The following is a 26,185-nucleotide window of genomic DNA, read 5'->3' on the forward strand; positions in this document are numbered from 1 at the left end:
ACCCGCGGCCGTGACGTACGTCGGAGGGGCGCCCCCCGTGCGGGGAGGGCGCCCCTCTCGCGTCTGGTCCGCCGGTCAGCCGGCGGCGGCTATCGTCCCCGAGGCGCGGGCGGCCTTCTTCAGCTCGACGTCGCGCCGGCGGCGCCGGGCGAGCACCACGCGGCGCTCGGCGGCGGTGAGGCCGCCCCACACCCCGTACGGCTCGGGCTGGAGGAGGGCGTGCTCCCGGCACTCGACCATGACGGGGCAGCGTGCGCACACCCGCTTCGCCGCCTCCTCGCGGGACAGCCGGGCCGCGGTGGGTTCCTTGGAGGGTGCGAAGAACAGGCCCGCCTCGTCACGCCGGCACACGGCCTCCGTGTGCCACGGGGCTTCCTGATCCCTGTCCCGCACTGGCGCCCGCTGGGCCGGAACGGCAGCTACCTGCAGGGTCTGATGCGGCGGTTGCAGCACGGTCTACTCCTGACGACGGCTTCGCGAGCGTGCCGGGCGCCGCGGACCTTTTCGCAGCGCCCTCCGAGAGACGATGCAGCAAGGCCTACCCGCTGTGCGCGCGCCTATGCACTGCGTTCCGAAGCGCGGAGTTTCTCCGTCCCCGGCACGCCGCGCGGGCGGACCGGTCCGCTCCGCACGCCGCCGGATTCACGAGCGTCAATGCCCCAGGTGTTTGCGCAAACCGCGGTCCACCCGCCCCGACACGTGCTGCGCCACCCGGTCGAGGATGTCGGCGACGAGCTTGCCGCGCTTGGGCTTCGCCTCCACGTTCCCCAGGACGGCGATGCCGTCGACGTAGATCACGGGGGCGTCCGGGTCGTCCGCGTCCAAGGTGGCCACCTCGAAGTTGCCGAGGACACCGCCGCCGCTCCCGCGCAGCGACACGTTCTCCGGGACGCGGACCTCCACGTTGCCGAAGACCGAGACCGCCTTGATCACGACCTGCTGGTACTCGAAGACCGCCTCGCTGAGGTCGATCTCCACGTTGCCGAAGATCGCGTACGCGTGCATGCGGCGGCCGGCGCGCCAGCGGCCCTTGCGGACCGCGGTGCTGAACACCGCCACCACGTTCTCGTCGGCGTCCACCGGGATCGCGCCCTCTGTGGGGCGGTTCGGCGCGGGCGCGAAGGCGGGGGCCGGGCGGCGCCCGTGGGCTGCGGGCAGGTCCCGCACGAACACGTCGAGCTGCCCCACCGTCTTGGCGCTCAGCACGCCCTCCACGCGCTCCGCGTGCTCGTCCGGGGTGAGGCGGCCCTCGGCCAGGGCGTCGCGCAGGAGGTCCGCGATCCGGTCGCGGTCGGCGTCGGAGCAGCGCAGCTCGGTCGGCGTGACGGGCCGGCTGTCCGGCCTGTCGTCGGTCGGGGCGGGGCTCTTGTGAAGGTCCACGGCAGCAGCGTACCCAAACGCGATAGATCGCGACTACCCCCTGTCGCGACCTGTGGAGAACTCCGGCGCCCGGCACCGTCCCGTCCGGCCGCCCGACTGAGCCCTACCTCACAGGCGGGCCGCTTCCGCCAGGTCCTACGCTGGTGGACGCTGCCAACGGAGGCCAGCCGCTGTCTGTCGAGTGAGGAATGGGCGAGATGCCTGAGTTCGCGTACACCGATCTGCTCCCCCAGGGAGAGGACACCACCCCCTACCGGCTGGTGACCTCCGAGGGTGTCTCCACCTTCGAGGCCGACGGGCGGACCTTCCTCAAGGTGGAGCCGGAGGCGCTGCGCAAGCTGGCCGCGGAGGCCATCCACGACATCCAGCACTACCTGCGCCCGGCCCACCTCGCGCAGCTGCGCCGGATCATCGACGACCCGGAGGCGTCGGCCAACGACAAGTTCGTCGCCCTCGACCTGCTGAAGAACGCGAACATCGCCGCCGCGGGCGTCCTGCCGATGTGCCAGGACACCGGCACGGCGATCGTGATGGGCAAGCGCGGCCAGAACGTCCTCACCGAGGGCGGCGACGAGGCGGCCCTCTCGCGCGGCATCTACGACGCGTACAAGAACCTCAACCTGCGCTACTCCCAGATGGCCCCGCTGACCATGTGGGACGAGAAGAACACCGGCTCGAACCTGCCGGCCCAGATCGAGCTGTACGCGACCGACGGCGGCGCCTACAAGTTCCTCTTCATGGCCAAGGGCGGCGGCTCGGCCAACAAGTCGTTCCTCTACCAGGAGACGAAGGCCGTCCTGAACGAGGCCTCCATGATGAAGTTCCTGGAGGAGAAGATCCGTTCGCTCGGCACGGCCGCCTGCCCGCCGTACCACCTGGCGATCGTCGTCGGCGGCACCAGCGCCGAGTACGCGCTGAAGACCGCCAAGTACGCCTCCGCGCACTACCTGGACGAGATCCCGGCCGAGGGCTCCGAGCTCGGGCACGGCTTCCGGGACAAGGAGCTGGAGGAGAAGGTCTTCGAGCTGACGCAGCGGATCGGGATCGGCGCGCAGTTCGGCGGCAAGTACTTCTGCCACGACGTGCGCGTGGTCCGCCTGCCCCGGCACGGCGCGTCCTGCCCGGTCGCGATCGCGGTGTCCTGCTCCGCCGACCGCCAGGCCGTCGCGAAGATCACCGCCGAGGGCGTCTTCCTGGAGCAGCTGGAGACCGACCCGGCGCGCTTCCTGCCCGACACGACCGACGAGCACCTCGACGAGGCCGCCGACGTGGTCAGGATCGACCTCAACCAGCCGATGGACGACATCCTCGCCGAGCTGACCAAGTACCCGGTCAAGACCCGGCTCTCGCTCTCCGGGCCGCTCGTCGTCGCGCGCGACATCGCGCACGCCAAGATCAAGGAGCGCCTGGACGCGGGCGAGGAGATGCCGCAGTACCTGAAGGACCACCCGGTGTACTACGCCGGTCCCGCGAAGACGCCCGAGGGGTACGCGTCCGGTTCCTTCGGGCCGACCACCGCCGGGCGGATGGACTCCTACGTCGAGCAGTTCCAGGCGGCGGGCGGCTCCAAGGTGATGCTCGCCAAGGGCAACCGGTCCCAGCAGGTCACCGACGCGTGCGGATCGCACGGCGGTTTCTACCTCGGGTCGATCGGCGGTCCGGCCGCGCGGCTCGCGCAGGACTGCATCAAGAAGGTCGAGGTCGTCGAGTACGAGGAGCTCGGCATGGAGGCCGTCTGGAAGATCGAGGTCGAGGACTTCCCGGCGTTCATCGTCGTCGACGACAAGGGCAACGACTTCTTCAAGGACCCGGCGCCCGCGCCGACGTTCACGACGATCCCGGTGCGGGGCCCCGGACTCGGCTAGCCACGGGCGAGGGGCCGTTTCCGGCCGCCGCGGCCCGACGGTGACCACGGATGGGCGGACGGGGGAACATCCCCCGTCCGCCCCACGCTGTACCGGGTATGAGCGACTACCGCATCGAGCACGACTCCATGGGCGAGGTCCGCGTCCCCGCGCACGGCAAGTGGCGGGCCCAGACGCAGCGCGCCGTGGAGAACTTCCCCGTCTCCGGGCAGCACCTGGAGCGCGCCCACATCGAGGCCCTCGCCCGGATCAAGGCGGCCGCCGCGAAGGTGAACGCCGAACTGGGGGTGCTCGACAAGGACGTGGCCCAGGCCATCGGGGACGCCGCCGCCGAGGTGGCCGAGGGACGCTGGGACGAGCACTTCCCAGTGGACGTCTTCCAGACGGGCTCCGGGACCTCGTCCAACATGAACACCAACGAGGTCATCGCCACCCTCGCGACCGAGCGGCTCGGCCGGGACGTCCACCCGAACGACCACGTGAACGCCTCGCAGTCGTCCAACGACGTCTTCCCCTCCAGCATCCACATCGCCGCCACCGCCGCCGTCACCCGCGACCTCGTCCCCGCCCTGGAGCACCTCGCCGCCTCCCTGGAGCGCAAGTCCGAGGAGTTCGCCGACGTGGTGAAGTCCGGGCGCACGCACCTCATGGACGCGACGCCGGTGACGCTGGGCCAGGAGTTCGGCGGATACGCGGCGCAGGTGCGGTACGGCGTCGAGCGGCTGCGGTCCTCGCTGCCGCGACTGGCCGAACTGCCCCTCGGGGGAACGGCGGTGGGCACCGGGATCAACACCCCGGCCGGGTTCGCCGCCGCCGTGATCGAGGAGGTCGCCCGCACCACGGGGCTGCCGCTCACCGAGGCGCGCGACCACTTCGAGGCACAGGGCGCGCGGGACGGGATCGTCGAGACGAGCGGGCAGCTGCGGACCATCGCGGTCGGGCTGACGAAGATCGCCAACGACCTGCGGTGGATGGCGTCCGGACCGCGCACCGGGCTCGCCGAGATCAACCTGCCCGACCTCCAGCCGGGTTCCTCGATCATGCCGGGCAAGGTGAATCCGGTCATTCCCGAGGCCGTGCTGATGGTCGCCGCCCAAGTGACGGGGAACGACGCGACCGTGGCCGTCGCGGGCGCCGCCGGCAACTTCGAGCTCAACGTCATGCTCCCGGTCATCGCCAAGAACGTGCTGGAGTCCGTCCGGCTGCTCACCAACGTGACGCGCCTGCTCGCCGACCGGACCGTCGACGGCATCACCGCCAACCGCGAACGGGCGCGCGAGTACGCCGAGTCGTCGCCGTCCGTCGTGACCCCGCTGAACAAGTACATCGGGTACGAGGAGGCCGCCAAGGTCGCCAAGAAGGCCCTCGCGGAACAGAAGACGATCCGTCAGGTCGTGCTGGAGTCCGGCTATGTGGAGCGCGGCGACCTCACGGGCGGGCAGCTCGACGAGGCCCTGGACGTCCTGCGGATGACGCACCCGTGACTCAGCCCGCCCGCGCGCGAACCGTGACGGGCGCCGCAGCGTCGTATGCCTGTGGCACCTAATATCTGTTCATGGCGGACGGTGGAGCGGTGAGGCGGGAAGAGGGCGGATCGACGGCGCGCTGGGCCCCCGGCGACCGCATCCTGTGGCGGTACCGGGAGAACGCGGGCGAGCGCGTGCACATCTGCCGTCCCGTGACCGTCGTGCGCGACGACGACGAACTGCTCGCGGTGTGGATGGCTCCCGGCACGGAGTGCGTGAAGCCGGTGCTCGCCGACGGAACGCCGGTGCACTCCGAGCCGCTGGAGTCGCGGTACACCAAGCCGCGCGCGGTGCGCCGCGACCGCTGGTCCGGCACCGGCGTACTGAAGTTGGCGCGGCCGGGCGAGCCGTGGTCGGTGTGGCTCTTCTGGGAGCCGGGCTGGCGGTTCAAGAACTGGTACGTGAACCTGGAGGATCCGCTGGTCCGCTGGTCCGGCGGCGTCGACTCCCGGGACCACTTCCTGGACATCTCGGTCCATCCGGACCGGACGTGGCGTTGGCTGGATGAGGACGAGTTCGCACAGGCGCAGGCGGCCGGTCTGATGGATACTCAACTGGCGGAACGGGTACGGGAAGCGGGCCGCTCCGCCGTGGAGGTGATCCGTGCCTGGGGGCCGCCGTTCTCGGAAGGATGGCAGCACTGGCGCCCGGATCCGTCGTGGGGCGTACCGTCGTTGCCGGACGACTGGGACCGTACGCCCGCGCACGTGTCCACGTGAGACCCTTGATGCGCCCCCGTGGTACAAACGTAGGATCGTCCTCCGCATCAGATCGGGTCAAGGCCGGTGCACGGCACCGACGTTGAGGGGTGGTGGCCGGGTGACGGGAGGGCGCACAGCAGCAACTCCCGCAGCAAGCGCTGGGCTTGGCCAGACGTCACCGAGGGGCGGCAGGACGTGAGCGAGGGGTACGAGGGCCACACGGGTACGGCCCGGCACCGGCGGGACGGGCTGTCCGCGCCGATCGCGGGCCGGTCCGAGGCTCATGACGCGGAAATTCCGTTCCCGGGACACGTATTCCGGGTATCGGCACTTCTGCGGGACGAACTGCACGCACGGCGCGCAGCCCCGGACGGATGGATTCGACACGCGTGACGGAGCACCCGACCTCGCACGAGCGCCACCGGCCCAGTGCCGGACGGCCGCCCACCCCCGCGGACCCCCGCGGGGCGCTCCTGCGTACCCCGGAGCAGGTGAGCACTCCCCCGGCCGCGGCGGCGTTCGACCGCGGCGACCCCCACGGCCCCGTGGCGTTACCCGCTCAGGCGCGCACCGGCGACGCCCCGGCAGGTCCGGGCACGACCGCCCAGTGCGCCAAGCAGGGACCCCCCGCCGGCCAGGGCACGGGCACGCCCGCGCCCGGCACGGGTGCGTCCGCCGCGCCCGGCCCCGAGCACACGCAGCCGACGGCCGCCGAGCAGGACCCGCACCGGCCGCGCCCCGCGGAGAGCATCCCGGTCCAGCCGGGCGGCGAGCAGGAACGGACGTCCGCCGGAAAGGACCGGCGCACCGGCCAGGGGCTGCCGCCGAGCGGCCCGATGCCGATGCGCCGCGACGGCGACCGGCTGCGCTTCGTGGGCGCCGCGACCCGGCGGATCGCCCGCGGCATAGACCTGGACGAGATCGTCATGGGCCTGTGCCGGGCCACCGTGCCGACCTTCTCCGACGCGATCCTCGTCTATCTGCGCGACCCGCTGCCCGTGGGCGACGAGCGGCCCACCGGGCCCGTCGTGCTGCGGCTGCGGCGCACCGACCGGATCCCCGAGGAGCGGGACACCGAGGGCGGCTTCATCGCCGCGCTCCAGCCCGAACCGAGCGACCTGTCGACGATGACCGCCGAGCTGTGCGAGGTCCGCCCCGGCGGCGCGCTCGCCGAGGTGCTGCGCGGGGTGCGGCCCGTCTTCGCGGACGCGCCCGCCGCCCGGGCCGCGCTGCCGGAGCTGCTCGGCGACGACCTCTCCGTGCCGGGCGGCCAGCGCGCCATCCTGGCCCCGCTGCGGGGCCGGCGCCGGGTCATCGGCGCGGCGCTCTTCCTGCGCCGGCCCGAGCGCATGGCCTTCGAGACCGACGACCTGCTGGTGGCCGCCCAGCTCGCCACGCACAGCGCGCTCGGCATCGACAAGGCGGTGCTGTACGGCCGCGAGGCGTACATCGCCGACGAGCTCCAGCGCACGATGCTGCCCGAGACGCTGCCGCGCCCCACCGGCGTACGGCTGGCGTCCCGCTACCTGCCGGCCGCCGAGACCGCGCGCGTGGGCGGCGACTGGTACGACGCGATCCCGCTGCCGGGCAGCCGTGTCGCCCTCGTCGTCGGTGACGTCATGGGCCACTCGATGACGTCCGCGGCCATCATGGGCCAGCTGCGCACCACCGCGCAGACCCTCGCCGGGCTCGACCTGCCGCCGCAGGAGGTGCTGCACCACCTGGACGAGCAGGCCCAGCGGCTGGGCACCGACCGCATGGCGACCTGCCTGTACGCCGTCTACGACCCGGTCGCGCACCGCATCACGATCGCCAACGCGGGCCACCCGCCGCCCGTCCTGCTGCACCTGGGCGGCCGGGCCGAGGTGCTGCGGGTGCCGCCGGGCGCCCCGATCGGCGTGGGCGGGGTCGACTTCGAGGCCGTCGAGCTGGACGCGCCCGCCGGAGCCACCCTGCTCCTCTACACCGACGGCCTGGTGGAGTCCCGGCTGCGGGACGTGTGGACCGGGATAGAGCAGCTGCGGGAGCGTCTCGCGGCCACCGCGCAGCTGACCGGGCCCGACCATCCGCCGCCGCTCGAAGCCCTCTGCGACGAGGTGCTCGACATGCTCGGCCCGGGCGACCGGGACGACGACATCGCCCTGCTCGCCGCCCGGTTCGACGGGATCGCGCCGAGCGACGTCGCGTACTGGACCCTGGAGCCCGAGGACTCGGCACCCGGGCGGGCCCGGCGGCTCGCGCGCCGCGCGCTGTCCCGCTGGGGTCTGGAGGACATGAGCGACTCCGTGGAACTGCTCGTCAGCGAGGTCGTGACCAACGCCGTGCGCTACGCCTCGCGGCCGGTCACCCTGCGCCTGCTGCGCACGGACGTGCTGCGCTGCGAGGTCGGCGACGACGTGCCGCAGCTGCCGAGGCTGCGCCAGGCGCGCGCCACGGACGAGGGCGGGCGCGGCCTGTACCTGGTGAACCGGCTGGCGCGGCGGTGGGGCGCGACCAGGCTGAGCACCGGCAAGGTCGTCTGGTTCGAGCTGAACCGCAGCTGACGCACCGCCCCGCGGACCGCGGGGACCCCGCACGAACGAGGAGGGCGCCCGGCCGGTCGGCCGGGCGCCCTCCTCGTGTGGTCAGCGTTCCTCGCCGCCGGGACGCAACGGGTCCTCGGGCAGCCCGCCGCTCGCCGACGGGCTCGGCGTGACCGACGGCTTCGTCGGCGGCTTCGTCGTCGGCTTGGTCGAGGGCGTCGCGCTGTCGCTCGTCGGCGGCTCGGTCGTCGGCTCCTTGGTCGTCGGCGTCGACGAGGGGGTCTCGCTCGGGGTCGGCGTCGCCGACGGGGTCTCGGTCGGCGCGACCGCCGCGCCCTGGGTGGTCTCCAGGTTGAACCGGGTGACCTTGCCCATGGCGTCGAAGGTGTACGAGGCCCAGATCTGGGCGGGGTACCCGCCGCCGTTGATGCGGCCGCTGCCCGGGACGAGTCCCGTGGCGCCCTTCAGGGAGACCTGCGTGTGCTTCTTGGCGTCCTCGCCGAAGAGGCCCACCGAGGTGACGAGGTTCGGCGTGTAGCCGGTGAACCAGGCCGACTTGTTGTTGTCGGACGTACCGGTCTTGCCGGCGACCTGCTGGCCGTTGCGGTGCACCGCCTGCGCCACCGACACCCGGGCCGTACCGTCGTCGACCACGCCGGTCAGCACGGAGGTGACGGTGTCGGCGGCCTCGCGGCTGATGACCCGCTCGCCGACCGCGTCCGGGAACTCGACGTCGTAGTCCTTGTGCTCGGCCGTCTTGACCACGGCCGGGGTGACCTTCTTGCCGTGGTTGTCGAGGGTGGCGTAGACGCCGGCCATCTCCAGCGGGCTGGCCCCCATGGTGCCGAGGGTCTGCGCGGGCACCGCCTGCAGGCCCTCGGTGTCCATGCCGAGGTCGCCCGCGGTCTTGAGGACCTCGTCCATGCCGACGTCGACGCCCATCTGCGCGAAGACGGAGTTGACGGACTTGTTCATCGCGGTCTGGACGGTGACGTCGCCGTAGCTCTGGTTGTCCTCGTTCGGCGGCGCGAACCCGACCTTGGCGCCCCGGTCCACGACCGGGCGCCTGCTGGTGCCGTCGTAGACCGTGCTCGCGTTGATCGGCTTGCCGTCCTGCGTGGTGGCGCCCTGGTCGAGGGCGGCGGCGAGGATCAGCGGCTTGAAGGTGGACGCCGGCTGGTAGTCGCGCCGGGTCGCGTTGTTCACGAAGTGCTTGACGTAGTTCTTGCCGCCGTACAGCGCGAGGACCTTGCCCGTCTTCGGGTCCACGGACGCGGCGCCCGCCTGGACGTCGCCGTCGACCGGACGCTTCTTCGCGTTCAGCTTGCTGGTCAGCTGGGTCTTGACCGCGTCCTCCAGCTGCTCCTGCTTCTTCTTGTCGATGTTCAGGGTGAGCGTCCAGCCGCCCGCCTCGACCTTCGCCTCGGCGTCCTCCAGGCTGCTGGCGGAGCCCTGGGCGACGAGCTGCCTCATGAGCGCCTTGTTGGCCGCGTCGACGAGGTAGCCGGTCTGGCCCTCCATGCCCGGCGCGCCCTTGGGGTCCTTCGGCACGGGGAACGTCATGCCCTGGCGCTCGCCCGCGTCCAGCCAGCCCTGCTCGACCATGTTGTCGAGCGTGTAGTTCCAGCGGTTCCTGACCAGCTTCTTGCCGGTGTCCGTGGCGACCGCCCAGTCGTACTGGCTCGGGGCCTGGAGGAGCGAGGCGAGGTAGGCGCCCTGCTCGACCGACAGGCGCTTGGCGTCCACCTGGTAGTAGGCCTGCGCCGCCGCCTGGATGCCGTAGGCGCCGCGGCCGTAGTAGCTGGTGTTGATGTAGCCCGCGAGGATGGCCTCCTTGGACTTCTGGCGGTCCACCTTGAGCGAGATGACCAGTTCCTTCAGCTTGCGCGTGACGGTCTGGTCCTGCGTGAGGTAGTAGTTCTTCACGTACTGCTGCGTGATCGTCGAGCCGCCCTGCTTGCCCTTGCCGGAGAGGGTGTTGACCAGACCGCGGGCGGTGCCCTTGAGGTCGACGCCCGAGTCGCTGTAGAAGGACTTGTTCTCGGCGGCGACGAAGGTCCGCTGGACCTTCTTGGGCACCTTCGCGAGGTCGACGATCTCGCGGTTGACGTCGCCCGTGCGGGCCAGGACCGAGCCGTCCTCGTACTCGTAGACGTTGCTCTGGAGCTTCGCGGCCGCGTTGCCCTCGGGGACGTCGACGACCAGGTACAGCACGACGAACGCGCCCATGACGAGGAGGCACAGGCCGAAGAACGTGCCGACGATCTTCTTCCAGGTGAAGAAGCGGCGTATGCCCCCGCGGCTGCCCTTGGCCCCGGTCGAGCTCCGGGGCGCCGCGCGGCGGCCACCACGCTGCCGCGCTCGTCTCTCTTCCGCTCGTCCCATGGGTCCGATCCGCTCCGCTTCGGTCTCGTGGCGTGTGGTCGTGCCGCGCTCGTGTGGCGCGTCCACTCTCGTGCGTCACACAGGTTCGTCGCTCAGGTCAGCTCAGAAAGCTAACACCGCGCGGTATGACAAAGCGCTGCCGATCCGGTCTTTTACGGACGTGAGAATCAGCACCCGCTTCTCACTCAACCGACGATCCAGGGATGCGGAAGGTTGCCGGGCGCGATAAAGTGATATCACTTAGCTAGAACAAGGCTTTCACACCAGTGCCGTACGGCCAGGGCCGCGCGGCACGAGACAGGGGGGGACGACCATGTCCGCACACGACACCGCACAGGGCGCGCCGGCCGAGGCCGACCTGCCGGACATGCCCGCGCCGCGGGTCCGGGAGTTCGCCGCGCACAGCATCGGCGGCGGGCTGGCCCTGCTGCTGGGACTGCTCGGGCTGGTGGCGGGCGCCGGGGCCGTCGCCGCCGGAGCCTCGGTCACGGACACCGGCTTCAAGGCCGTGCTGATCACCGGCGGCATCCTGATCGGCATCGCGGCCTTCTTCGCCATGTGCGGCCTGAACACGGTGGCGCCGGGCGAGGCCCGGGTGGTCCAGCTCTTCGGGCGCTACCGGGGGACCATCCGGCAGGACGGGCTGCGCTGGGTGAACCCGCTGACGTCCAGGACCAAGATCTCCACGCGGGTGCGCAACCACGAGACGGCCGTCCTCAAGGTCAACGACGCGTACGGCAACCCGATCGAGCTCGCCGCGGTCGTGGTGTGGCGGGTCGAGGACACCGCGCAGGCGAGCTTCGAGGTGGACGACTTCCTGGAGTTCGTCGCCACCCAGACCGAGGCGGCCGTGCGGCACATCGCCATCGAGTACCCCTACGACGCCCACGAGGAGGGCGGCCTGTCGCTGCGGGGCAACGCGGAGGAGATCACCGAGAAGCTCGCCGTCGAGCTGCACGCGCGCGTGGAGGCAGCCGGCGTGCAGATCATCGAGTCGCGCTTCACCCACCTCGCGTACGCTCCCGAGATCGCCTCGGCGATGCTCCAGCGCCAGCAGGCGGGAGCGGTCGTGGCGGCGCGCCGGCAGATCGTCGACGGCGCCGTCGGGATGGTCGAGGCGGCGATCGCCAGGATCAGCGAAAGGGACATCGTGGAGCTGGACTCCGAGCGGAAGGCGGCGATGGTGTCGAACCTGATGGTGGTGCTCTGCGGGGACCGCGCGGCGCAGCCCGTCCTGAACACCGGGTCCCTCTACCAGTGACGGCTCCCACGGAAGGCACCCCCGGGGAGGGGGCGCCCCGGCGTCGGCCGCAGCAGCGCAAGCAGGTGCTGCTGCGACTGGACCCGCTCGTCCACGACGCGCTGGCCCGCTGGGCGGGCGACGAGCTGCGGTCCGCCAACGCCCAGATCGAGTTCCTGCTGCGGCGGGCGCTGGCCGAGGCCGGGCGGCTGCCGGGGGCCGCGGGGCCGATCCCCCGCCGGGGCCGGCCACCGGCCTCCACGGAGGAGCAGCCGGAGGACTAGGGCCTGTCCGGCGGATCATGCCGTAGACGCGGGGGCTGCAAGGCACTGCCGATTTCCTCCGACTTGATCCGCCGGACGGGCCCTAGGTGCGGTTCGAAGAACTCACCGTGCGGTACCCCCAGGGGTCACGAGCGGCGGGGAATGCCTACTCCTTGACCTGCTTCGGGTCGATCGGAATCTCGCGTGCCGTGTTCTCGGCGCGCTCCTCGGCGCCCAGCTTCAGCGTTGCGGTCCCGCAGCAGCGGTCGTACTGGTCCTGCCAGTCCGTCATGAACGCGTCATAGCTGGACTGGCCGACCAGCTTCAGGTCCGACTCGTCGTTGTGCCAGACGCCGTTGCTCGTCCAGTTCGCGGAGCCGACGAACACGATTCTGGAGTCGACCGCACCCGCGTAGCCGCCGCTGACCATCATGTACTTGTCGTGTGTGTAGTGCAGGGCGTTGCCGTTCGCGTCGGTTCCGCGGGTGGTGTCGTGCACGGAGATGTTCGGCCGGTCCTTCAGGTAGTTCTGCACACTGCTGTCGACCTGGCCGGCGGTGAGGAGTACGCGGATCTTGACGCCGGTCTGTGCCAGGCTCACCAGCTTCTTCGGCAGTTCGAGATAGTTCCGGTCGCCCGGCTGCCCGTGAGAGGTCCACTCGAACATGGCTATGTTGATCGTGGCCGGCGCCTTGACGTTGTTCAGGAAGTCGACCCAGGTGTCGCTCTTGGAGCGCGCCTTGGGCCACTGGTAGGAGGGCGGGGACAGTGTCCTGGCGGCCTGACCGTCGGTGGAGCTGTAGTAGTCGGGCATCAGCGGGCCCGGACCGTTGAGCGCCCCCTTGGCCATGGCGGTGAAGTAGCGGGCGTAGAGGTTGTACAGGTCGACGTTGCCCTTGACGGTGGCGCTGCTGTTCCACGCGGTATTGGCCTGGGCGGGCGTGGGGTTGGCGCTGCTGACGGTCACGGTCCTGTTCGCGTCGCTCCCGCCGCTGAACATGTAGTACTTCGCGTGCAGGGCGGAGCCGGAATAGTGGGTCAGGCAGCCGCCCGGGCACAGCGCGGCGAAGCTGGAGGCCCGCGGATCGTTGCCCAGCTCGGTGACCAACGACTGCCAGACCGCGTTGTCGCTGTGCACGTCCATCAGCGCCTTGACGATGACGCCGCGCTGATGCGCGGCGATCAGGGCGTTGGCGAAGTCCGGGCCCGGCTGCGTGCCGCCGATCGAGTACATGGCGACGCGTATGGTCTGCCCGCAACCGGCGCTGTTGATCGATTCGATGATCGGGCCCATGACGTTCATCCGGGCGTCGGGGTCCTCCGGGTCGTTGAAGCGAGGACCCGGTGTCGAGGTGAACGTCCGGGACTCGCAACTGAGAGGAGTCTTGGCCTTCTTGACCGCGGCGTGCGCCGCGGTCGGCGACAGCGCGGTGACGGCCAGTGCACTGATCAACGTGAGCGTTCGCTTCATGGACGGGCCTTTCGCTGGGCTGTTGCCGATGACGAGTCGGGCGTTGCTGTACTGATCGCCCCATGGGTGGTCGCCGAGGCGAGCCCGGCAGCCGGGGTTCGCCCAGCACGTCGCACAGCCCTCCCCGTCGATCTCCGCCGTGCGGTCGCGCCGGAGTGGGCCGCGCCGGCCGAGCCGCCGACGCGGTGAGGAGGCCGCCGGTCAGCGGCGCTGCCGCGACGTTCGCGGCAAGGACGTGTACGCGTGTCGGGAGCGGGGCCGGGAATGCGCCTGTGCTCGGCCATGCGCGATGGGATCGGGACATCCGGCGGAGATCCCGGTCGATGAAGTGCTGGTCCGTCGGTGTCTGCTCGAAGTTGTTCCATGTATGACCCACTGATCCTGTCCGGCAATCAGGAGACTCGCGATGGCGTCGAAGGGTTGCACGAGGAGACAGGAAAGCAGGCACGCAGGCAGGGGAGTTGGAAGTGGGGACGGGCCACGGGAGCGGTGCCCTCCACCAGCCCATGGGGCAGGCCGACTGCGGCATGGGACGGATAAGCCCCGCCGCGCCCCGGCCGGCCTCCATCGCAGCCTCCCCGAGAGGGCGGGCCCCAGGAAGCGGCAGGCAGCGGTCCCGGGCAGGGGCCGGCGTTCTTACAGAACCGTGACAACCCGCTCCGACCTGCGGGGCGCCACGTTGCGCCATGATCTATTCGCGGTGTGTATACGCGGGGTGTATACGCCCTGTGTAGAGTGCTCCGCATGTCCATCGGTCACACACTCCTGGGACTCCTCGAGTCCGGGCCCCGCCACGGCTACGACCTCAAGCGGGCCTTCGACGAAAAGTTCGGTCACGACCGGTCGCTGCACTACGGCCAGGTCTACTCCACGATGTCCCGCCTGCTGAAGAACGGCCTCGTGGAGGTCGACGGGATCGAGGCGGGCGGCGGGCCGGAGCGCAAGCGGTACGCGATCACCGAGGCCGGCATCACCGACGTCCAGCGCTGGCTCGCGACCCCCGAACCGCCCGAGCCGTACCTCCAGTCGACCCTGTACACGAAGGTCGTCCTGGCCCTGCTCACCCACCGCGACGCGGCCGAGATCCTCGACACGCAGCGCGCCGAGCACCTGCGCATGATGCGCATCCTGACCGACCGCAAGCGCAAGGGCGACCTCGCGGACCAGCTGATCTGCGACCACGCCCTCTTCCATCTGGAGGCCGACCTGCGGTGGCTCGAACTCACCGCCGCGCGCCTCGACAAGCTCGCCGAGGTGGTGACCCGATGACTCCTCCCCCCGGTTCCCTGCTGACGGCGACGGAACTGCGCAAGACGTACGGCCCGACCGCCGCCCTGGACGGCGCCGAGTTCTCCATCCACCCGGGCGAGGTCGTCGCCGTGATGGGCCCCTCCGGCTCCGGCAAGTCCACCCTGCTGCACTGCCTCGCCGGCATCGTCCCGCCCGACTCCGGCTCGATCATGTACGACGGCCGGGAGATGGCCGGCATGAGCGACGCCGAACGCAGCTCCCTGCGGCGCAGCGACTTCGGGTTCGTCTTCCAGTTCGGCCAGCTCGTCCCCGAGCTGACCTGCGTCGAGAACGTGGCCCTCCCCCTGCGGCTGAACGGCACCGGTCGCAAGGAGGCCGAGCGCACCGCCCTGTCCTGGATGGAGCGCCTGGAGGTCGACGACCTGGCGGGCAAGCGCCCCGGCGAGGTCTCCGGCGGTCAGGGGCAGCGCGTCGCCGTCGCCCGCTCGCTGGTCACCAGCCCGCGGGTGCTGTTCGCCGACGAGCCGACGGGCGCGCTCGACTCGCTCAACGGCGAGCGCGTGATGGAACTGCTCACGGACGCGGCCCGGTCGACCAACGCCGCCGTCGTCCTCGTCACGCACGAGGCACGCGTGGCCGCCTACTCCGACCGGGAGATCGTCGTCCGCGACGGCAGGTCCCGCGACATGGAGCGCGTCGTATGAGCGCCCGCCAGTGGTCCCGGGACCTGGCCATGGGCGCCAGGTTCGCGGTCACGGGCGGCCGCGAGGGCTGGGGGCGCGTCCTCCTGACGGCCGTCGGCGTGGGACTCGGCGTGGCGCTGCTGCTGCTCACGACGGCCCTGCCGAGCGCCCTCGGCGCCCGGCACGACCGGGAGCGCGCCCGCAACGACATGACGTACAGCTCGCTGGTCGCGAAGAAGAGCGACCGGACGCTGCTCGTGGGCACCGCCGACACCACCTTCCGCTCCGACGACGTGCGCGGACGGCTGCTCCAGCCCGAGGGCGCACACGCGCCCCTGCCGCCAGGCGTGCGGAAGTTCCCCGCGGCCGGCGAGATGGTCGTCTCCCCCGGCCTGGAGCGGCTGCTGAAGTCCGACGAGGGCCGGCTGCTGCGCGAACGGCTGCCGTACCGGATCACGGGGACGGTCGGCGACGCCGGGCTGGTCGGACCGCACGAACTCGTCTTCTACGCCGGCTCCCGGGACCTGGCCGGGGCGGACCGCACGAGCGGTGTCCGCATCGAGCGCATCAAGTCCTTCGGGTCGACGGACCAGAACGGCGAACAGCTCGACCCCGTACTGCTGTTGCTCATCCTGATCGTCTTCGTGGTGCTGCTGATGCCGGTCGGCGTCTTCATCGCCGCGGCGGTGCGGTTCGGCGGCGAGCGGCGCGACCGCAGGCTGGCGGCGCTGCGCCTGGTCGGCGCCGACGGGCGGATGACCCGCAGGATCGCGGCCGGTGAGGCTCTGGCGGGCGCGCTCGTCGGGCTCGTCCTCGGCGACGGGTTCTTCCTGGCCGGCCGCGAACTCGCCGGGATGCTGGAGCTGTTCCAGATCAGCGTGTTCCCCGGCGACCTCAACCCGACGCCCGCGCTGGTGGCGCTGGTCACCGTCGCCGTCCCGGCCGCCGCGGTCGCGGTGACCCTCTTCGCGCTGCGCGGGGTGGTCATCGAGCCGCTGGGCGTCGTCCGCACGGCCCGGCCCGCACGGCGTCGGTTGTGGTGGCGGCTGCTGGTGCCGCTCGGCGGACTGGCGCTGCTCTACCCGATGGTCGGGCAGGGGCGGGACGACGGGAACTTCAACCAGTACATGGTGGTCGGCGGTGTCATCCTGCTGCTGGTCGGCGTCACCGCGCTGCTTCCCTGGGTGGTCGAGTCCGTCGTGGCCCGGCTCGACTCCGGCGGGGTGGCCTGGCAATTGGCCGTACGCAGGCTCCAGTTGAGCAGCGGCAGCGCAGCGCGCATGGTCAACGGCATCGCGGTGGCGGTGGCCGGTGCGATCGCCCTGCAGATGCTGTTCGCGGGGGTCGAGGGCGACTACACCAAGGAGTCCCGCAACGACCTCTCGCGGGCGCAGATGCAGGTGACCGTGCAGCACGGCGTCCCGGTGGCCGAGGCCGCTGGGCGGCTGGAGCGGACCGAGGGCGTACGGCACGTGACGCCGTTGTCCTACGCCACCGTCGGCGAGCGCGCCAAGGACCCCGAGGCGTCCGTGAACCTGACCGTCGGCGACTGCGCGTCGCTGCGCGAGGTGGCGCGGCTGTCCTCGTGCCGGGACGGTGACGTCTTCGCCGTGCAGGGCGCCGCGTACGACGGCGGGACCGCCGACCTGGGCAAGCCCGGCAGGAAGCTCTACATCGACCCCTCCTACGACGGCAGCCCCAAGCGCCACCAGGTCGCCTGGACCGTGCCGAAGGACCTCAGGAAGGCGGGGTCGCGTGAGGACCCGACGGGCTGGGAGCGCGGCGGGATCCTGATCACCACGGGCGCCCTGCCGGCGAACGCGGCGGCGGCCGTGGAGGGCCAGCTCTTCCTCAGGATCGACGGGACGGTGCCGGACGTCCGCGAGCACGTCCGCAACACCGCCGCGACGCTCGGACCGCTGACCAACGCCAACTCCTGGTCGTCGATGGAGCGTTCGGGACGCTTCACCTCCATCCGCACGGGTCTGTTCGTCGGCGCGACCTGCGTCCTCTTCCTGATCGGCGCGAGCCTGCTGGTCTCGCAGCTGGAGCAGTTGCGCGAGCGCAAGAAGCTGCTGTCGGCGCTGGTCGCCTTCGGCACCCGGCGCCGGACGTTGAGCCTGTCGGTGCTGTGGCAGACCGCGATCCCGATCACCCTGGGCCTGCTGCTCGCCACCACGGTGGGCCTGACCCTCGGCACCGTCCTGCTGAAGATGACGGACACCTCGGTGACGGTGGACTGGTCGAGCGTGCTGTCGATGGCGGGCGTCGGCGCGGGCGTCGTCCTGCTGGTGACGGCGCTGAGCCTGCCGCCGTTGCTGCGGCTGATGCGGCCGGACGGCCTGCGCACGGAGTAGCCCGGCCGCTGCCCGTCCGGGGGTCAGAGCACCCGGACGGGCAGCGGCCGCAGCGCGTCCCGGAGCGCCCCGGCCAGCTCCTCGTACTCGGCGCCCCGCGCGGCACCGGCGCGCATGGCGAGCGCGATCCGCCGGGTGGGCGCCGGGTCCTGGAAGTACCCGGTGAGGAGCTGGTTGCTGCGGCTCGTCTCGACCTTGACGGCGGTGCGCGGCAGCAGGGTCACACCGAGGCCGCCGGCCACCAGCTGGACCAGCGTGGAGAGTCCGGCGGCGGTCGTGGTGACGGGCGCGTCCGCGCGTCCGGCCTCCCGGCAGATGTCGAGCGCCTGGTCGCGCAGGCAGTGGCCCTCGTCCAGGAGCAGCAGGTTCAGCTCGCGCAGCGCCTGGCGGGGGATGCCCTCCCGGCCGCCGAGCCAGTGGTCGAGCGGGGTGACGAGCACGAAGTCCTCGTCGAAGAGCGGGAGTTCGACGACGCCGGGCACGCCGAGCGGCACAGCGAGCAGCAGCAGGTCCAGCCGTCCCACGGCCAGGCCCTCCAGCAGGTTGGCCGTCTGCTCCTCGTGGACCTGGAGGTCGAGGTCGGGATAGCGGTCGTGCACCAGCTTCAGGACGGTCGGCAGCAGGTACGGCGCCACGGTGGGGATCACCCCGAGCCGGAGCACGCCGGTGAACGGGGCCCGTACCGCCTCGGCCTCCTCCATCAGCGCCCCGACCGCGTCCAGCACGGCCTTGGCGCGTACGGCGAGACGCTCGCCCTCGGGTGACAGGAGCACCTTGCGGGTCGTGCGCTCCAGCAGCGTCACCCCGAGGGTCTCCTCCAGGGCCGACACCGCGCCGGACAGGGCGGGCTGGCTCATGCCGATCGCGGCGGCGGCGTCCCGGAAGTGCAGGTGCTCGGCGACGGCGGCGAAGGCCCGCAGCTGCGCGAGACTGGGCTGCCGCCGCCCGTTGCCCTTGGCTCCGAGGGCGCCCTTGGCCCCCAGGGAGCCCTTGGCGCCCAGTGCCCCCGCGGGACCGGCCGGACCGCCGAGGACTCCGGGACCCGTCGAACTCCTGGCGCCCGCCATGGCCATACCCCTTACTCATTGCTACTGATAGCCCACACCGATCAACACGACCGAGTGTAGCTATTTCACTAATCAATGCAGCCTGTGCCAACATCATCAGCGTCCAACCCATGGGAAAGGTCCCCAAAAGGGGCGTTTCCTCGCTGCAAGGAGAGCGCGTGCTCACTGTCGGTGACAAGTTCCCCGAGTTCGACCTGACCGCCTGCGTCTCGCTGGAGAAGGGCGAGGAGTTCCAGCAGATCAACCACAAGACCTACGAGGGTCAGTGGAAGGTCATCTTCGCGTGGCCCAAGGACTTCACCTTCGTGTGCCCGACCGAGATCGCCGCCTTCGGCAAGCTGAACAGCGAGTTCGCCGACCGTGACGCCCAGGTCCTCGGCTTCTCCGGCGACTCCGAGTTCGTGCACCACGCCTGGCGCAAGGACCACGACGACCTGCGCGACCTGCCGTTCCCGATGATGGCGGACTCCAAGCACGAGCTCATGCGCGACCTCGGCATCGAGGGCGAGGACGGCTTCGCCAAGCGCGCCGTCTTCATCGTCGACCAGAACAACGAGATCCAGTTCTCCATGGTGACCGCCGGCTCCGTCGGCCGTAACCCCAAGGAGGTCCTGCGGGTCCTGGACGCCCTCCAGACGGACGAGCTGTGCCCGTGCAACTGGACCAAGGGCGAGAACACCCTCGACCCGGTCGCGCTGCTGGCCGGTGAGTGACCCCCATGGCCCTCGATGAACTGAAGTCCGCCATACCGGACTACGCCAAGGACCTCCGCCTGAACCTCGGTTCGGTGATCGGCAACTCCGAGCTCCAGCAGCAGCAGCTGTGGGGCACGGTGCTCGCCTGCGCCATCGCGTCCCGCTCGCCGCGTGTGCTGCGCGAGCTGGAGCCCGAGGCGAAGGCGAACCTCTCGCCGGAGGCGTACACGGCCGCCAAGTCGGCCGCCGCGATCATGGCCATGAACAACGTCTTCTACCGGACGCGGCACCTGCTCTCCGACCCGGAGTACGGGACGCTGCGGGCGGGTCTGCGGATGAACGTCATCGGCAACCCCGGTGTCGAGAAGGTCGACTTCGAGCTGTGGTCGCTGGCCGTCTCGGCCGTCAACGGCTGCGGGCAGTGCCTCGACTCGCACGAGCAGGTGCTGCGCAAGGCCGGCGTCGACCGCGAGACGATCCAGGAGGCGTTCAAGATCGCCTCGGTGATCCAGGCGGTCGGCACGACGCTCGACGCCGAGGCCGTCCTCGCCGAGTAGTCCCTCCCGCGGCTCAGGAGCCCCGCTCACCTCTGTGGTGGGCGGGGCTCCGGCCGTTCTCGCGGTTGTGCTCCGCCGGGCCCGTCCGCGGGCCCCGCGGACGGGCTCAGGCGTCCGGCGGAGGCGGCGGCGCCTGGCGCAGGGCCGTCTCCTCGGCGTACGAACGGAGGTAGCCGACCACGGTGTTGGTCACGGCGACCAGGGGCACCGCGACGACCGCGCCGCCGATTCCGGCGATCATCCCGCCCGCGGCGACGGACAGCACGACGGCCAGCGGATGCACCCGCACCGCGCGGCCGAGGATGAACGGCTGGAGGATGTGGCCCTCGATCTGCTGCACGGCGAGGACCACGGCCAGCACCATGACGGCCGCGAACACGCCCTGGGTGACGAGCGCGACGACGACGGCGAGCGCTCCCGACACCACCGCGCCCACCAGCGGGATGAACGCGAAGAGGAAGATGAAGACGGCGAGCGGCACGGCCATCGGCACGTCGAGGAAGTAGATGCCGAGGCCGATGAAGATGGCGTCGATGAGCGCGACGATCACCGTGCCGCGGACGTAGGCCGTGAGCGTGCGCCAGGCGCGCGGTCCGGCGCCGGCGACACCCGGACGGGCGGCGGCCGGGACGAGCTTGAGCGACCACTCCCAGATCCGCTCGCCGTCGTACAGCAGGAACAGCGTCGAGAACATCGTCAGCAGGATCCCGGTCAGGCCTTCGACGATGACCGTGACGCCCTCCAGCCCGGCGGAGGTGATCTGGTCGGTGTTGGCGCCGACCGCCTCGCGCAGGTTCTTGGCGATCTCGTTGATCTGCTTGTCCGTCACGTGGAACGGGCTGTTGAGGAGCCACTTGCGCAGCTCGTCGATGCCGTCCTGGATCTGGCTGGAGAGGTTGTCGATGTTCTCCATCACCTGCCAGACCACGAACCAGCCGACCAGGCCCATGACGACGAAGCCGAGGATCGCGGTGAGCGCCGTGGCCAGTCCGCGCGGGACGCCGTGCCGGCGCAGCCGCGCCACGGTGGGCTGGAGCAGCGCGGTGACGAGCAGCGCCGTCACGAAGGCGAGCACCACCAGCTGTACGGCGCTGATGACCCGCATCAGCACCCAGACGGTGCCCGCGAGGACGAGCAGCCGCCAGCCGGCCTCGGCCGCGACGCGTACCCCCCACGGCACGGCCGCGGCGGGGTCGGGGCGGGCGGCCACGGCGGGGGCGTACTGCGGGGGCGCGGGGACCTGCTCGGGAGCGGAGTCCTCGGAGTCCTCCGCCCCGGGAGCGGTGGACTCCTCATCGTCGGCCGCCGCCGGGCGTCCCCGGCCGGCCTCGCGGACGCCGGCGGGCACCACGGCGGCACGGGGGACGCCCGTGTCGGCCTCCCCCTGCGTCTCGCGCTCGACCTCGGCGCGGCGCTCGTCCAACCGCTCCCCCAGTTCGGTCAGTTCCGCGCCGATCCGACCGAGCCATCTGGGCACTTGCGACATGATCCGTCCTCTTCCCCCGTTGCTCCCCACCACTCCCCCGGAGTCGTTCCGTCCGACCGTACATGGCGGGGCCACGGCACGGCCGAAGCCCCTCACCCAAGGACGGTGAGGGGCTTCGTGAGGTTGAGCCGCCGTATGCGGCCACCGGCTAGTACCAGTGGTTGGCCTGCCAGAAGGACCAGGCCTCGCACGGGCTGCCGTAGCGGCTGTCCATGTAGTTGAGGCCCCACTTGATCTGGGTGGCCGGGTTCGTCTGCCAGTCGGAACCGACGGACGACATCTTCGAACCGGGCAGTGCCTGGAAGAGACCGTAGGCACCGGAGGAGGCGTTGACCGCCTTGTAGTTCCAGCTGGACTCGTGGTCCACGATGTTGCTGAAGCACTGGAACTGCCCGCTCGGCACCACCTGCCGCGCCATCGCCTGGATCTGCGCGACGGTGTACGAGCTCTGCACGGAGAAGGTGCTGACGTCCCGCGTGGCCGAACGGCTGGCCTTGGCCTCGGCCTCCTTGCGGTCCTTCGCTTCCTGCTCGGCCTTCTCCGCGGCCTTCTGCTTGGCGATCGCGTCCTCGGCGGCCTGCTTGCGAGCCGCTTCCTCCGCGTCCTTCTTGGCGCTGGCGTCCGCGGCGATGGCCTGTGCGTCGGCCTGCTGCGTCAGGGAGGCGGTCTGCACCTGAGCCTGCTGACCCGCGGGTATGTCCGCGAGGAGCGTCGCGTCGCTGGCCGTCGCCTCGGCGTCGTTGGGGGACTGCGCGGTGCTGCCCGCGGCAACACCGGTGACGGCGCCAACAGCGGTGACCGCGGTGGCAGAAGCCACTGCGAATCCCCGGACCGAAATCCGGCTCACTCGGTTTCCTTCCAGCATCGCCCGCTTAGGTGACCCTCGCGGACGCAATCGTGCCCCTCGGCACTGGCCTCCCAACTGCGGGGTCACGGGAGGCGCGGGCCCGGTGGGCAACTCCCTTGCGGGGAGCGCCGCGTGGTGCTCGGGCGGCATACGACGGCTCTATGGAGTTCTGATGTTTCCTGTTGTGCCGTACCGCTGGGGGTACACGTGTGTCGTATGCGGGGCCTGACAGGAGTGAGACTCTGCCGTACCCCGATGCCGCAAGGCAATTCTCTCTTGCGTGTGAAAGCTCACACCTCGTTTGCCCCACGAGTTTCCCGGAAACGTGCACGCGCCAAGACGCCGCCCGGCTAGGGTCTTGGCCTTTGCCGGACGGCGCCAACTGACATGCTCTCGCCCCGGGTTGGGTGCCATGGGGCACCAGACCCTAGATGTGTCCGTCCTCCAGCATTTCGGTCACAAGGGCCGCAATCTGGGACCTCTCGGACCGGTTCAGGGTGACGTGCGCGAAGAGCGGATGGCCCTTCAGTTTCTCGACGACGGCGACCACTCCGTCGTACCGGCCGACCCGCAGATTGTCCCGCTGTGCCACGTCATGGGTCAGTACGACCCGCGAGTTGGCGCCGATACGGGACAGAACGGTCAGCAGCACGTTCCGTTCCAGCGACTGTGCCTCGTCCACGATCACGAAGGCGTCGTGGAGGGAGCGGCCGCGGATGTGCGTGAGCGGCAGCACCTCCAGCATCCCGCGTGCGGTGACCTCCTCGATGACCTCGCGGCTGGTGACCGCGGAGAGCGTGTCGAAGACCGCCTGCGCCCAGGGGCTCATCTTCTCGGACTCGGAGCCGGGCAGATAGCCGAGCTCCTGCCCGCCGACCGCGTACAGCGGCCGGAAGACCATGACCTTCTGGTGCTGGCGCCGCTCCAGCACGGCCTCCAGACCGGCGCAGAGCGCGAGCGCGGACTTGCCGGTGCCGGCCCGGCCGCCCATCGACACGATCCCGATGTCCGGATCGAGCAGGAGGTCGAGAGCGATGCGCTGCTCGGCGCTCCTCCCCTTGATCCCGAAGGCCTCGCGATCGCCGCGGACGAGCCGGACGTTGCCCTCGGGCGTGACGCGCCCGAGTGCCTTGCCGCGCTCGGACTGGATCGTCAGGCCCGTGTGCACCGGCAGCTCGGCCGCCTCGGGTACGTAGGCGTGCCCCTCCTCGAAGAGGACGTCCACCTGCTCGCCCGGGAGCGTCAGCTCGGCCATCCCGGTCCAGCCGGACGAGCCCGTGATGGCGAGCTCCGCCCGGTACTCCTCGGCCAGGAGCCCGACGGAGGACGCCTTGATCCTCAGCGGCAGGTCCTTCGACACGACGGTGACGTCGTAGCCCTCGGCCTGGAGGTTGCGGGCGACCGCGAGGATGCGGGAGTCGTTGTCCCCCAGGCGGTAGCCGCTGGGCAGGATGCTGGGGTCCGAGTGGTTGAGCTCGACACGTACGGTCCCGCCGAGATCCCCGACCGGGATCGGGGCGTCGAGACGGCCGTGCCGGACCCGGAACTCGTCGAGCAGCCGCAGGGCCTGCCGGGCGAAGTAGCCGAGCTCGGGATGGTGCCGCTTGGCCTCCAGTTCCGTGACCACGACGATCGGCAGCACGACTTCGTGCTCGTCGAAGCGGTTCATCGCGTGCGGATCGGCCAGCAGGACGCTGGTGTCGAGAACATAGGTGCGCCGGTCTGGCTTGTGGCGCTTTGCGCTGGTCACCACGGAAGGACGTACCCCCTCGGATGAGGTCGGGGAGCGACGAAGGAGATCTGGACCGGTCTCGGCCACGCTGCGCGGGCCGGGAACCGGCCCTCCGCTTCGTCCGTGCTGACCACACGGTCGGGCTGGTGCAAAGGGCCTCCCGGGCGGACGGCCCCGTGCCGCCCGCTGAGATCCGACACCCGTGGTTCGGGCGTCGACCTGGAAGCTTTATGCCCTGTAACGAGCGCCGCCATGCCAAAGGGCATGACGGCGCGTTCGTTAACTCCTGGTGACGTACGTCCCTGGCGTGCTCCCGGGTCAGCCGCCGTAACGGCGATGTCGCGCCGCGTAGTCGCGCAGGGCGCGCAGGAAGTCGACCTTGCGGAAGGCCGGCCAGAAGACCTCACAGAAGTAGTACTCCGAGTGGGCCGTCTGCCACAGCATGAACCCGGACAGGCGCTGCTCGCCGCTGGTGCGGATCACCAGGTCCGGATCGGGCTGGTCACCCGTGTAGAGGTGCTTGCCGATGAGGTCGACGTCGACGGAGTCGGCGAGGTCGGTGAGGGCGGTGCCCTGGTCGGCGGCCTCCAGGAGCATGGAGCGCACGGCGTCCGCGATCTCCTGGCGTCCGCCATAGCCGATGGCGACGTTGACCACTATCCCGTCGACGTGCGCCGTGGTCTCCTCGGCCTCCTTGAGGACCGTCTGCATCTGCGAGGGCAGGATGTCGGGCGTACCCACGTGGTGGACGCGCCAGCGGCCGTCGGCGGCCAGGGTGCGGACGACGCCCTCGATGATCTCCAGGAGCGGGACCAGCTCCTCCTTCGGACGGTCGAAGTTGTCCGTGGAGAGCAGCCAGAGGGTGACGACCTCGACGTCGGTCTCGGAGCACCAGCCGAGGAACTCCTCGATCTTGTCGGCTCCGGCGCGGTGGCCCTGGGCGGCGGTGCTGCCCGCGGCCTTCGCCCACCGGCGGTTGCCGTCCATGATGACGCCGATGTGCTTGGGCACCTGGTCGTGGTCGAGGTGGCCTTCCACCCTGCGTGTGTAGAACCTGACCAGCAGACGGCGCAGGTTGTCGCGCAAGGTCACGTGTTGTCAGCCCCTCCGTGCGGATCAGACAGGCGCGATCGGGCGCAATCCCTGTCCATATGGCGGTCCCCGGAGGCGAAGCCTACCCCCGTGCAACTGGGGCCCGGCCCATGGGTGTCAGCGCCCGGCCACGGGAGGCGGGCCCCGGGCACGCCCGGTCCGGTGGCGCAAGTCGCCCGATGCGGGCAGGGGGTGGGGGCCGGGGCGTCCGGTGTACGGAGGGGGCCGGGGGGCGTCGCGGTCCCCGGGGGCGGGGCCGCCGCGCGAGGGCACAAAAAACGGGCCGGTCCGTGGGGGGGAGACGGACCGGCCCGAGGGGGGGTTTCCACCATAACCCTTCGTAAGTGATGCTGCGTGCATCGGCGTGCCACAACTACTCTCCGGAGTCGCCCAGCAACGCGGCGATAATCGCGGAACCCCTCATTCAGGGGCCGTGCATGGCCGGATCACAGCGGATTCCAAGGTAATGGAGGGGAATCCATGGAGGTTTCGGAGGTCCGAGGGCACCTGTGAGGCACCTGGTGCCCGGAGGGCGCCGTACTCCGGGTGGGTGACGCGCGTGGCGACGTCCGCTTGACGCCGCCGCTACCTTCACGGCCATGGCGACCTTCACGACCCCTCTCAAGCCCGCACCCGTACCCCTGGAGCGCGCGGAGTCGGCGCGGGCGAGACGGCGGGGGCTGCTCGGCCGGGACGGGATCGCGGGGGCGCTGCTGCTGAGCCCGGCGAACTCGGTGCACACCGTGGGGATGCGGTTCGCGATCGACGTCGCCTATCTGGACCGGACGTTGCGCGTGATCGCGGTGCGGACGATGCGTCCGGGCCGGGTGGGGCTGCCGCGCCCACGGGCCCGGCACGTCCTGGAGGCCGAGGCCGGGGCGATGGAGCGCTGGGGCGTACGTCGCGGGGTACGGGTCGCCGTCCAGGAGGATCGGTCCGGGGCGCCCGGCTGAGGCCGGAAAACGGGGTCGGCACCGCGCAGCCCCCTCCACCGCGCGGTGCCACACGCGCAGCTTTGCTCACGCGAATTACCTTGGTCCGAACTTACGTGAGACGAGCAACCGG

At 71.0% G+C, this 26,185-nt stretch carries 20 protein-coding genes and 1 pseudogene; 12 read left to right on the top strand and 9 right to left on the bottom strand.

Translation table 11 applies throughout. The features are described from left to right. Nucleotides 1-75: 75 nt before the first annotated feature. Together ACFYQQ_RS11025 and ACFYQQ_RS11030 are read right to left on the bottom strand one after the other, a co-directional pair. Nucleotides 76-453 carry a WhiB family transcriptional regulator gene (locus ACFYQQ_RS11025; RefSeq protein ID WP_355780924.1) on the bottom strand — a complete coding sequence of 126 codons (378 nt, stop codon included), beginning with the start codon at nucleotides 451-453 and terminating at the stop codon, nucleotides 76-78. Nucleotides 454-651: 198 nt separating this feature from the next. Further along, nucleotides 652-1,380 (bottom strand): DUF1707 domain-containing protein, encoded by a 729-nt coding sequence (locus tag ACFYQQ_RS11030; protein WP_388904241.1) that lies wholly within the window; start codon nucleotides 1,378-1,380, stop codon nucleotides 652-654. A 197-nt stretch (nucleotides 1,381-1,577) separates the two neighbouring features. Here ACFYQQ_RS11030 and ACFYQQ_RS11035 point away from each other — a divergent pair, with 197 nt between their 5' ends. The 4 genes from ACFYQQ_RS11035 (at nucleotide 1,578) to ACFYQQ_RS11050 (ending at nucleotide 8,015) form a co-directional block, all read left to right on the top strand. Then, nucleotides 1,578-3,245, top strand: coding sequence for a fumarate hydratase (locus tag ACFYQQ_RS11035; RefSeq protein ID WP_355780927.1), 1,668 nt, complete (start codon nucleotides 1,578-1,580; stop codon nucleotides 3,243-3,245). A gap of 98 nt (nucleotides 3,246-3,343) precedes the next feature. Next, on the top strand, nucleotides 3,344-4,729 hold the full coding sequence (locus tag ACFYQQ_RS11040; RefSeq protein WP_355780930.1) for a class II fumarate hydratase: 1,386 nt from the start codon (nucleotides 3,344-3,346) through the stop codon (nucleotides 4,727-4,729). 71 nt (nucleotides 4,730-4,800) lie between these two features. After that, on the top strand, nucleotides 4,801-5,490 hold the full coding sequence (locus ACFYQQ_RS11045) for a DUF402 domain-containing protein (protein WP_355780933.1): 690 nt from the start codon (nucleotides 4,801-4,803) through the stop codon (nucleotides 5,488-5,490). 356 nt (nucleotides 5,491-5,846) lie between these two features. Then, the gene (locus ACFYQQ_RS11050; RefSeq protein WP_388904244.1) at nucleotides 5,847-8,015 is read left to right on the top strand and encodes a SpoIIE family protein phosphatase; all 2,169 of its coding nucleotides are present in this window, start codon (nucleotides 5,847-5,849) and stop codon (nucleotides 8,013-8,015) included. An 81-nt stretch (nucleotides 8,016-8,096) separates the two neighbouring features. Here the strand turns inward: ACFYQQ_RS11050 and ACFYQQ_RS11055 are convergent, their stop codons facing one another. Next, nucleotides 8,097-10,379, bottom strand: coding sequence for a transglycosylase domain-containing protein (locus ACFYQQ_RS11055; RefSeq protein WP_356238194.1), 2,283 nt, complete (start codon nucleotides 10,377-10,379; stop codon nucleotides 8,097-8,099). 313 nt (nucleotides 10,380-10,692) lie between these two features. On the opposite strand from ACFYQQ_RS11055, the gene ACFYQQ_RS11060 reads away from it, so the two are divergent. Together ACFYQQ_RS11060 and ACFYQQ_RS11065 are read left to right on the top strand one after the other, a co-directional pair. Next, nucleotides 10,693-11,640, top strand: a complete 948-nt coding sequence (locus ACFYQQ_RS11060; RefSeq protein WP_356171139.1) for an SPFH domain-containing protein — start codon at nucleotides 10,693-10,695, stop codon at nucleotides 11,638-11,640. Further along, nucleotides 11,637-11,903, top strand: coding sequence for a hypothetical protein (locus tag ACFYQQ_RS11065; protein ID WP_355779639.1), 267 nt, complete (start codon nucleotides 11,637-11,639; stop codon nucleotides 11,901-11,903). The genes ACFYQQ_RS11060 and ACFYQQ_RS11065 overlap by 4 nt, the downstream gene beginning before the upstream one ends. Nucleotides 11,904-12,048: 145 nt before the next feature. On the opposite strand, the gene ACFYQQ_RS11070 is transcribed toward ACFYQQ_RS11065, so the two are convergent. Beyond that, a complete protein-coding gene (locus ACFYQQ_RS11070) occupies nucleotides 12,049-13,353 on the bottom strand; it encodes a phospholipase D-like domain-containing protein (RefSeq protein WP_355779636.1) in 1,305 nt (434 codons plus the stop codon). A 744-nt stretch (nucleotides 13,354-14,097) separates the two neighbouring features. Between ACFYQQ_RS11070 and ACFYQQ_RS11075 the strand changes: the two genes are divergently transcribed. Genes ACFYQQ_RS11075 through ACFYQQ_RS11085 form a run of 3 tightly spaced genes read left to right on the top strand, consistent with a single transcriptional unit; the run spans nucleotide 14,098 to nucleotide 17,644 of the window. Then, nucleotides 14,098-14,622, top strand: coding sequence for a PadR family transcriptional regulator (locus ACFYQQ_RS11075; RefSeq protein WP_355779633.1), 525 nt, complete (start codon nucleotides 14,098-14,100; stop codon nucleotides 14,620-14,622). Further along, nucleotides 14,619-15,308 (top strand): ABC transporter ATP-binding protein, encoded by a 690-nt coding sequence (locus ACFYQQ_RS11080; protein ID WP_355779630.1) that lies wholly within the window; start codon nucleotides 14,619-14,621, stop codon nucleotides 15,306-15,308. Before ACFYQQ_RS11075 ends, ACFYQQ_RS11080 begins: the two co-directional genes overlap by 4 nt. Beyond that, nucleotides 15,305-17,644: an ABC transporter permease gene (locus ACFYQQ_RS11085; protein ID WP_388904248.1), complete on the top strand. Its 2,340-nt coding sequence runs from the start codon at nucleotides 15,305-15,307 to the stop codon at nucleotides 17,642-17,644. The genes ACFYQQ_RS11080 and ACFYQQ_RS11085 overlap by 4 nt, the downstream gene beginning before the upstream one ends. A gap of 23 nt (nucleotides 17,645-17,667) precedes the next feature. Here the strand turns inward: ACFYQQ_RS11085 and ACFYQQ_RS11090 are convergent, their stop codons facing one another. After that, the gene (locus ACFYQQ_RS11090; protein WP_388904402.1) at nucleotides 17,668-18,564 is read right to left on the bottom strand and encodes a LysR substrate-binding domain-containing protein; all 897 of its coding nucleotides are present in this window, start codon (nucleotides 18,562-18,564) and stop codon (nucleotides 17,668-17,670) included. A 305-nt stretch (nucleotides 18,565-18,869) separates the two neighbouring features. Here ACFYQQ_RS11090 and ACFYQQ_RS11095 point away from each other — a divergent pair, with 305 nt between their 5' ends. Both ACFYQQ_RS11095 and ACFYQQ_RS11100 read left to right on the top strand, forming a co-directional pair. Next, nucleotides 18,870-19,424 (top strand): peroxiredoxin, encoded by a 555-nt coding sequence (locus tag ACFYQQ_RS11095; protein WP_355792165.1) that lies wholly within the window; start codon nucleotides 18,870-18,872, stop codon nucleotides 19,422-19,424. Between the two features lie 5 nt (nucleotides 19,425-19,429). Continuing rightward, nucleotides 19,430-19,963 (top strand): alkyl hydroperoxide reductase, encoded by a 534-nt coding sequence (locus ACFYQQ_RS11100; RefSeq protein ID WP_355792168.1) that lies wholly within the window; start codon nucleotides 19,430-19,432, stop codon nucleotides 19,961-19,963. A 26-nt stretch (nucleotides 19,964-19,989) separates the two neighbouring features. Here ACFYQQ_RS11100 and ACFYQQ_RS11105 read toward each other — a convergent pair. The 4 genes and pseudogenes from ACFYQQ_RS11105 to ACFYQQ_RS11120 all read right to left on the bottom strand — a co-directional run bounded on the left by ACFYQQ_RS11105 (nucleotide 19,990) and on the right by ACFYQQ_RS11120 (nucleotide 25,120). After that, nucleotides 19,990-21,449 (bottom strand): annotated as a pseudogene (locus tag ACFYQQ_RS11105) (AI-2E family transporter). 148 nt (nucleotides 21,450-21,597) lie between these two features. Continuing rightward, a complete protein-coding gene (locus ACFYQQ_RS11110) occupies nucleotides 21,598-22,314 on the bottom strand; it encodes a transglycosylase SLT domain-containing protein (RefSeq protein ID WP_355794044.1) in 717 nt (238 codons plus the stop codon). Nucleotides 22,315-22,723: 409 nt separating this feature from the next. Then, a complete protein-coding gene (locus ACFYQQ_RS11115) occupies nucleotides 22,724-24,049 on the bottom strand; it encodes a PhoH family protein (RefSeq protein WP_356171114.1) in 1,326 nt (441 codons plus the stop codon). 297 nt (nucleotides 24,050-24,346) lie between these two features. Beyond that, nucleotides 24,347-25,120 carry an isoprenyl transferase gene (locus tag ACFYQQ_RS11120; protein ID WP_355784525.1) on the bottom strand — a complete coding sequence of 258 codons (774 nt, stop codon included), beginning with the start codon at nucleotides 25,118-25,120 and terminating at the stop codon, nucleotides 24,347-24,349. Nucleotides 25,121-25,719: 599 nt separating this feature from the next. On the opposite strand from ACFYQQ_RS11120, the gene ACFYQQ_RS11125 reads away from it, so the two are divergent. Beyond that, nucleotides 25,720-26,073: a DUF192 domain-containing protein gene (locus ACFYQQ_RS11125; RefSeq protein ID WP_355784528.1), complete on the top strand. Its 354-nt coding sequence runs from the start codon at nucleotides 25,720-25,722 to the stop codon at nucleotides 26,071-26,073. Nucleotides 26,074-26,185: the final 112 nt, after the last annotated feature.

It is taken from the genome of Streptomyces sp. NPDC005496 (assembly GCF_042872045.1).
GTDB lineage: Bacteria > Actinomycetota > Actinomycetes > Streptomycetales > Streptomycetaceae > Streptomyces.

Bases quoted from the DNA above. Each gene is read 5' to 3' on its own strand.
- ACFYQQ_RS11085 (WP_388904248.1), top strand. From the start codon at position 15,305: ATGAGCGCCCGCCAGTGGTCCCGGGACCTGGCCATGGGCGCCAGGTTC.
- ACFYQQ_RS11110 (WP_355794044.1), bottom strand. From the start codon at position 22,314: ATGCTGGAAGGAAACCGAGTGAGCCGGATTTCGGTCCGGGGATTCGCA.
- ACFYQQ_RS11050 (WP_388904244.1), top strand. From the start codon at position 5,847: ATGGATTCGACACGCGTGACGGAGCACCCGACCTCGCACGAGCGCCAC.
- ACFYQQ_RS11035 (WP_355780927.1), top strand. From the start codon at position 1,578: ATGCCTGAGTTCGCGTACACCGATCTGCTCCCCCAGGGAGAGGACACC.
- ACFYQQ_RS11125 (WP_355784528.1), top strand. From the start codon at position 25,720: ATGGCGACCTTCACGACCCCTCTCAAGCCCGCACCCGTACCCCTGGAG.
- ACFYQQ_RS11060 (WP_356171139.1), top strand. From the start codon at position 10,693: ATGTCCGCACACGACACCGCACAGGGCGCGCCGGCCGAGGCCGACCTG.
- ACFYQQ_RS11040 (WP_355780930.1), top strand. From the start codon at position 3,344: ATGAGCGACTACCGCATCGAGCACGACTCCATGGGCGAGGTCCGCGTC.
- ACFYQQ_RS11075 (WP_355779633.1), top strand. From the start codon at position 14,098: ATGTCCATCGGTCACACACTCCTGGGACTCCTCGAGTCCGGGCCCCGC.
- ACFYQQ_RS11080 (WP_355779630.1), top strand. From the start codon at position 14,619: ATGACTCCTCCCCCCGGTTCCCTGCTGACGGCGACGGAACTGCGCAAG.
- ACFYQQ_RS11055 (WP_356238194.1), bottom strand. From the start codon at position 10,379: ATGGGACGAGCGGAAGAGAGACGAGCGCGGCAGCGTGGTGGCCGCCGC.
- ACFYQQ_RS11070 (WP_355779636.1), bottom strand. From the start codon at position 13,353: ATGAAGCGAACGCTCACGTTGATCAGTGCACTGGCCGTCACCGCGCTG.
- ACFYQQ_RS11100 (WP_355792168.1), top strand. From the start codon at position 19,430: ATGGCCCTCGATGAACTGAAGTCCGCCATACCGGACTACGCCAAGGAC.
- ACFYQQ_RS11045 (WP_355780933.1), top strand. From the start codon at position 4,801: ATGGCGGACGGTGGAGCGGTGAGGCGGGAAGAGGGCGGATCGACGGCG.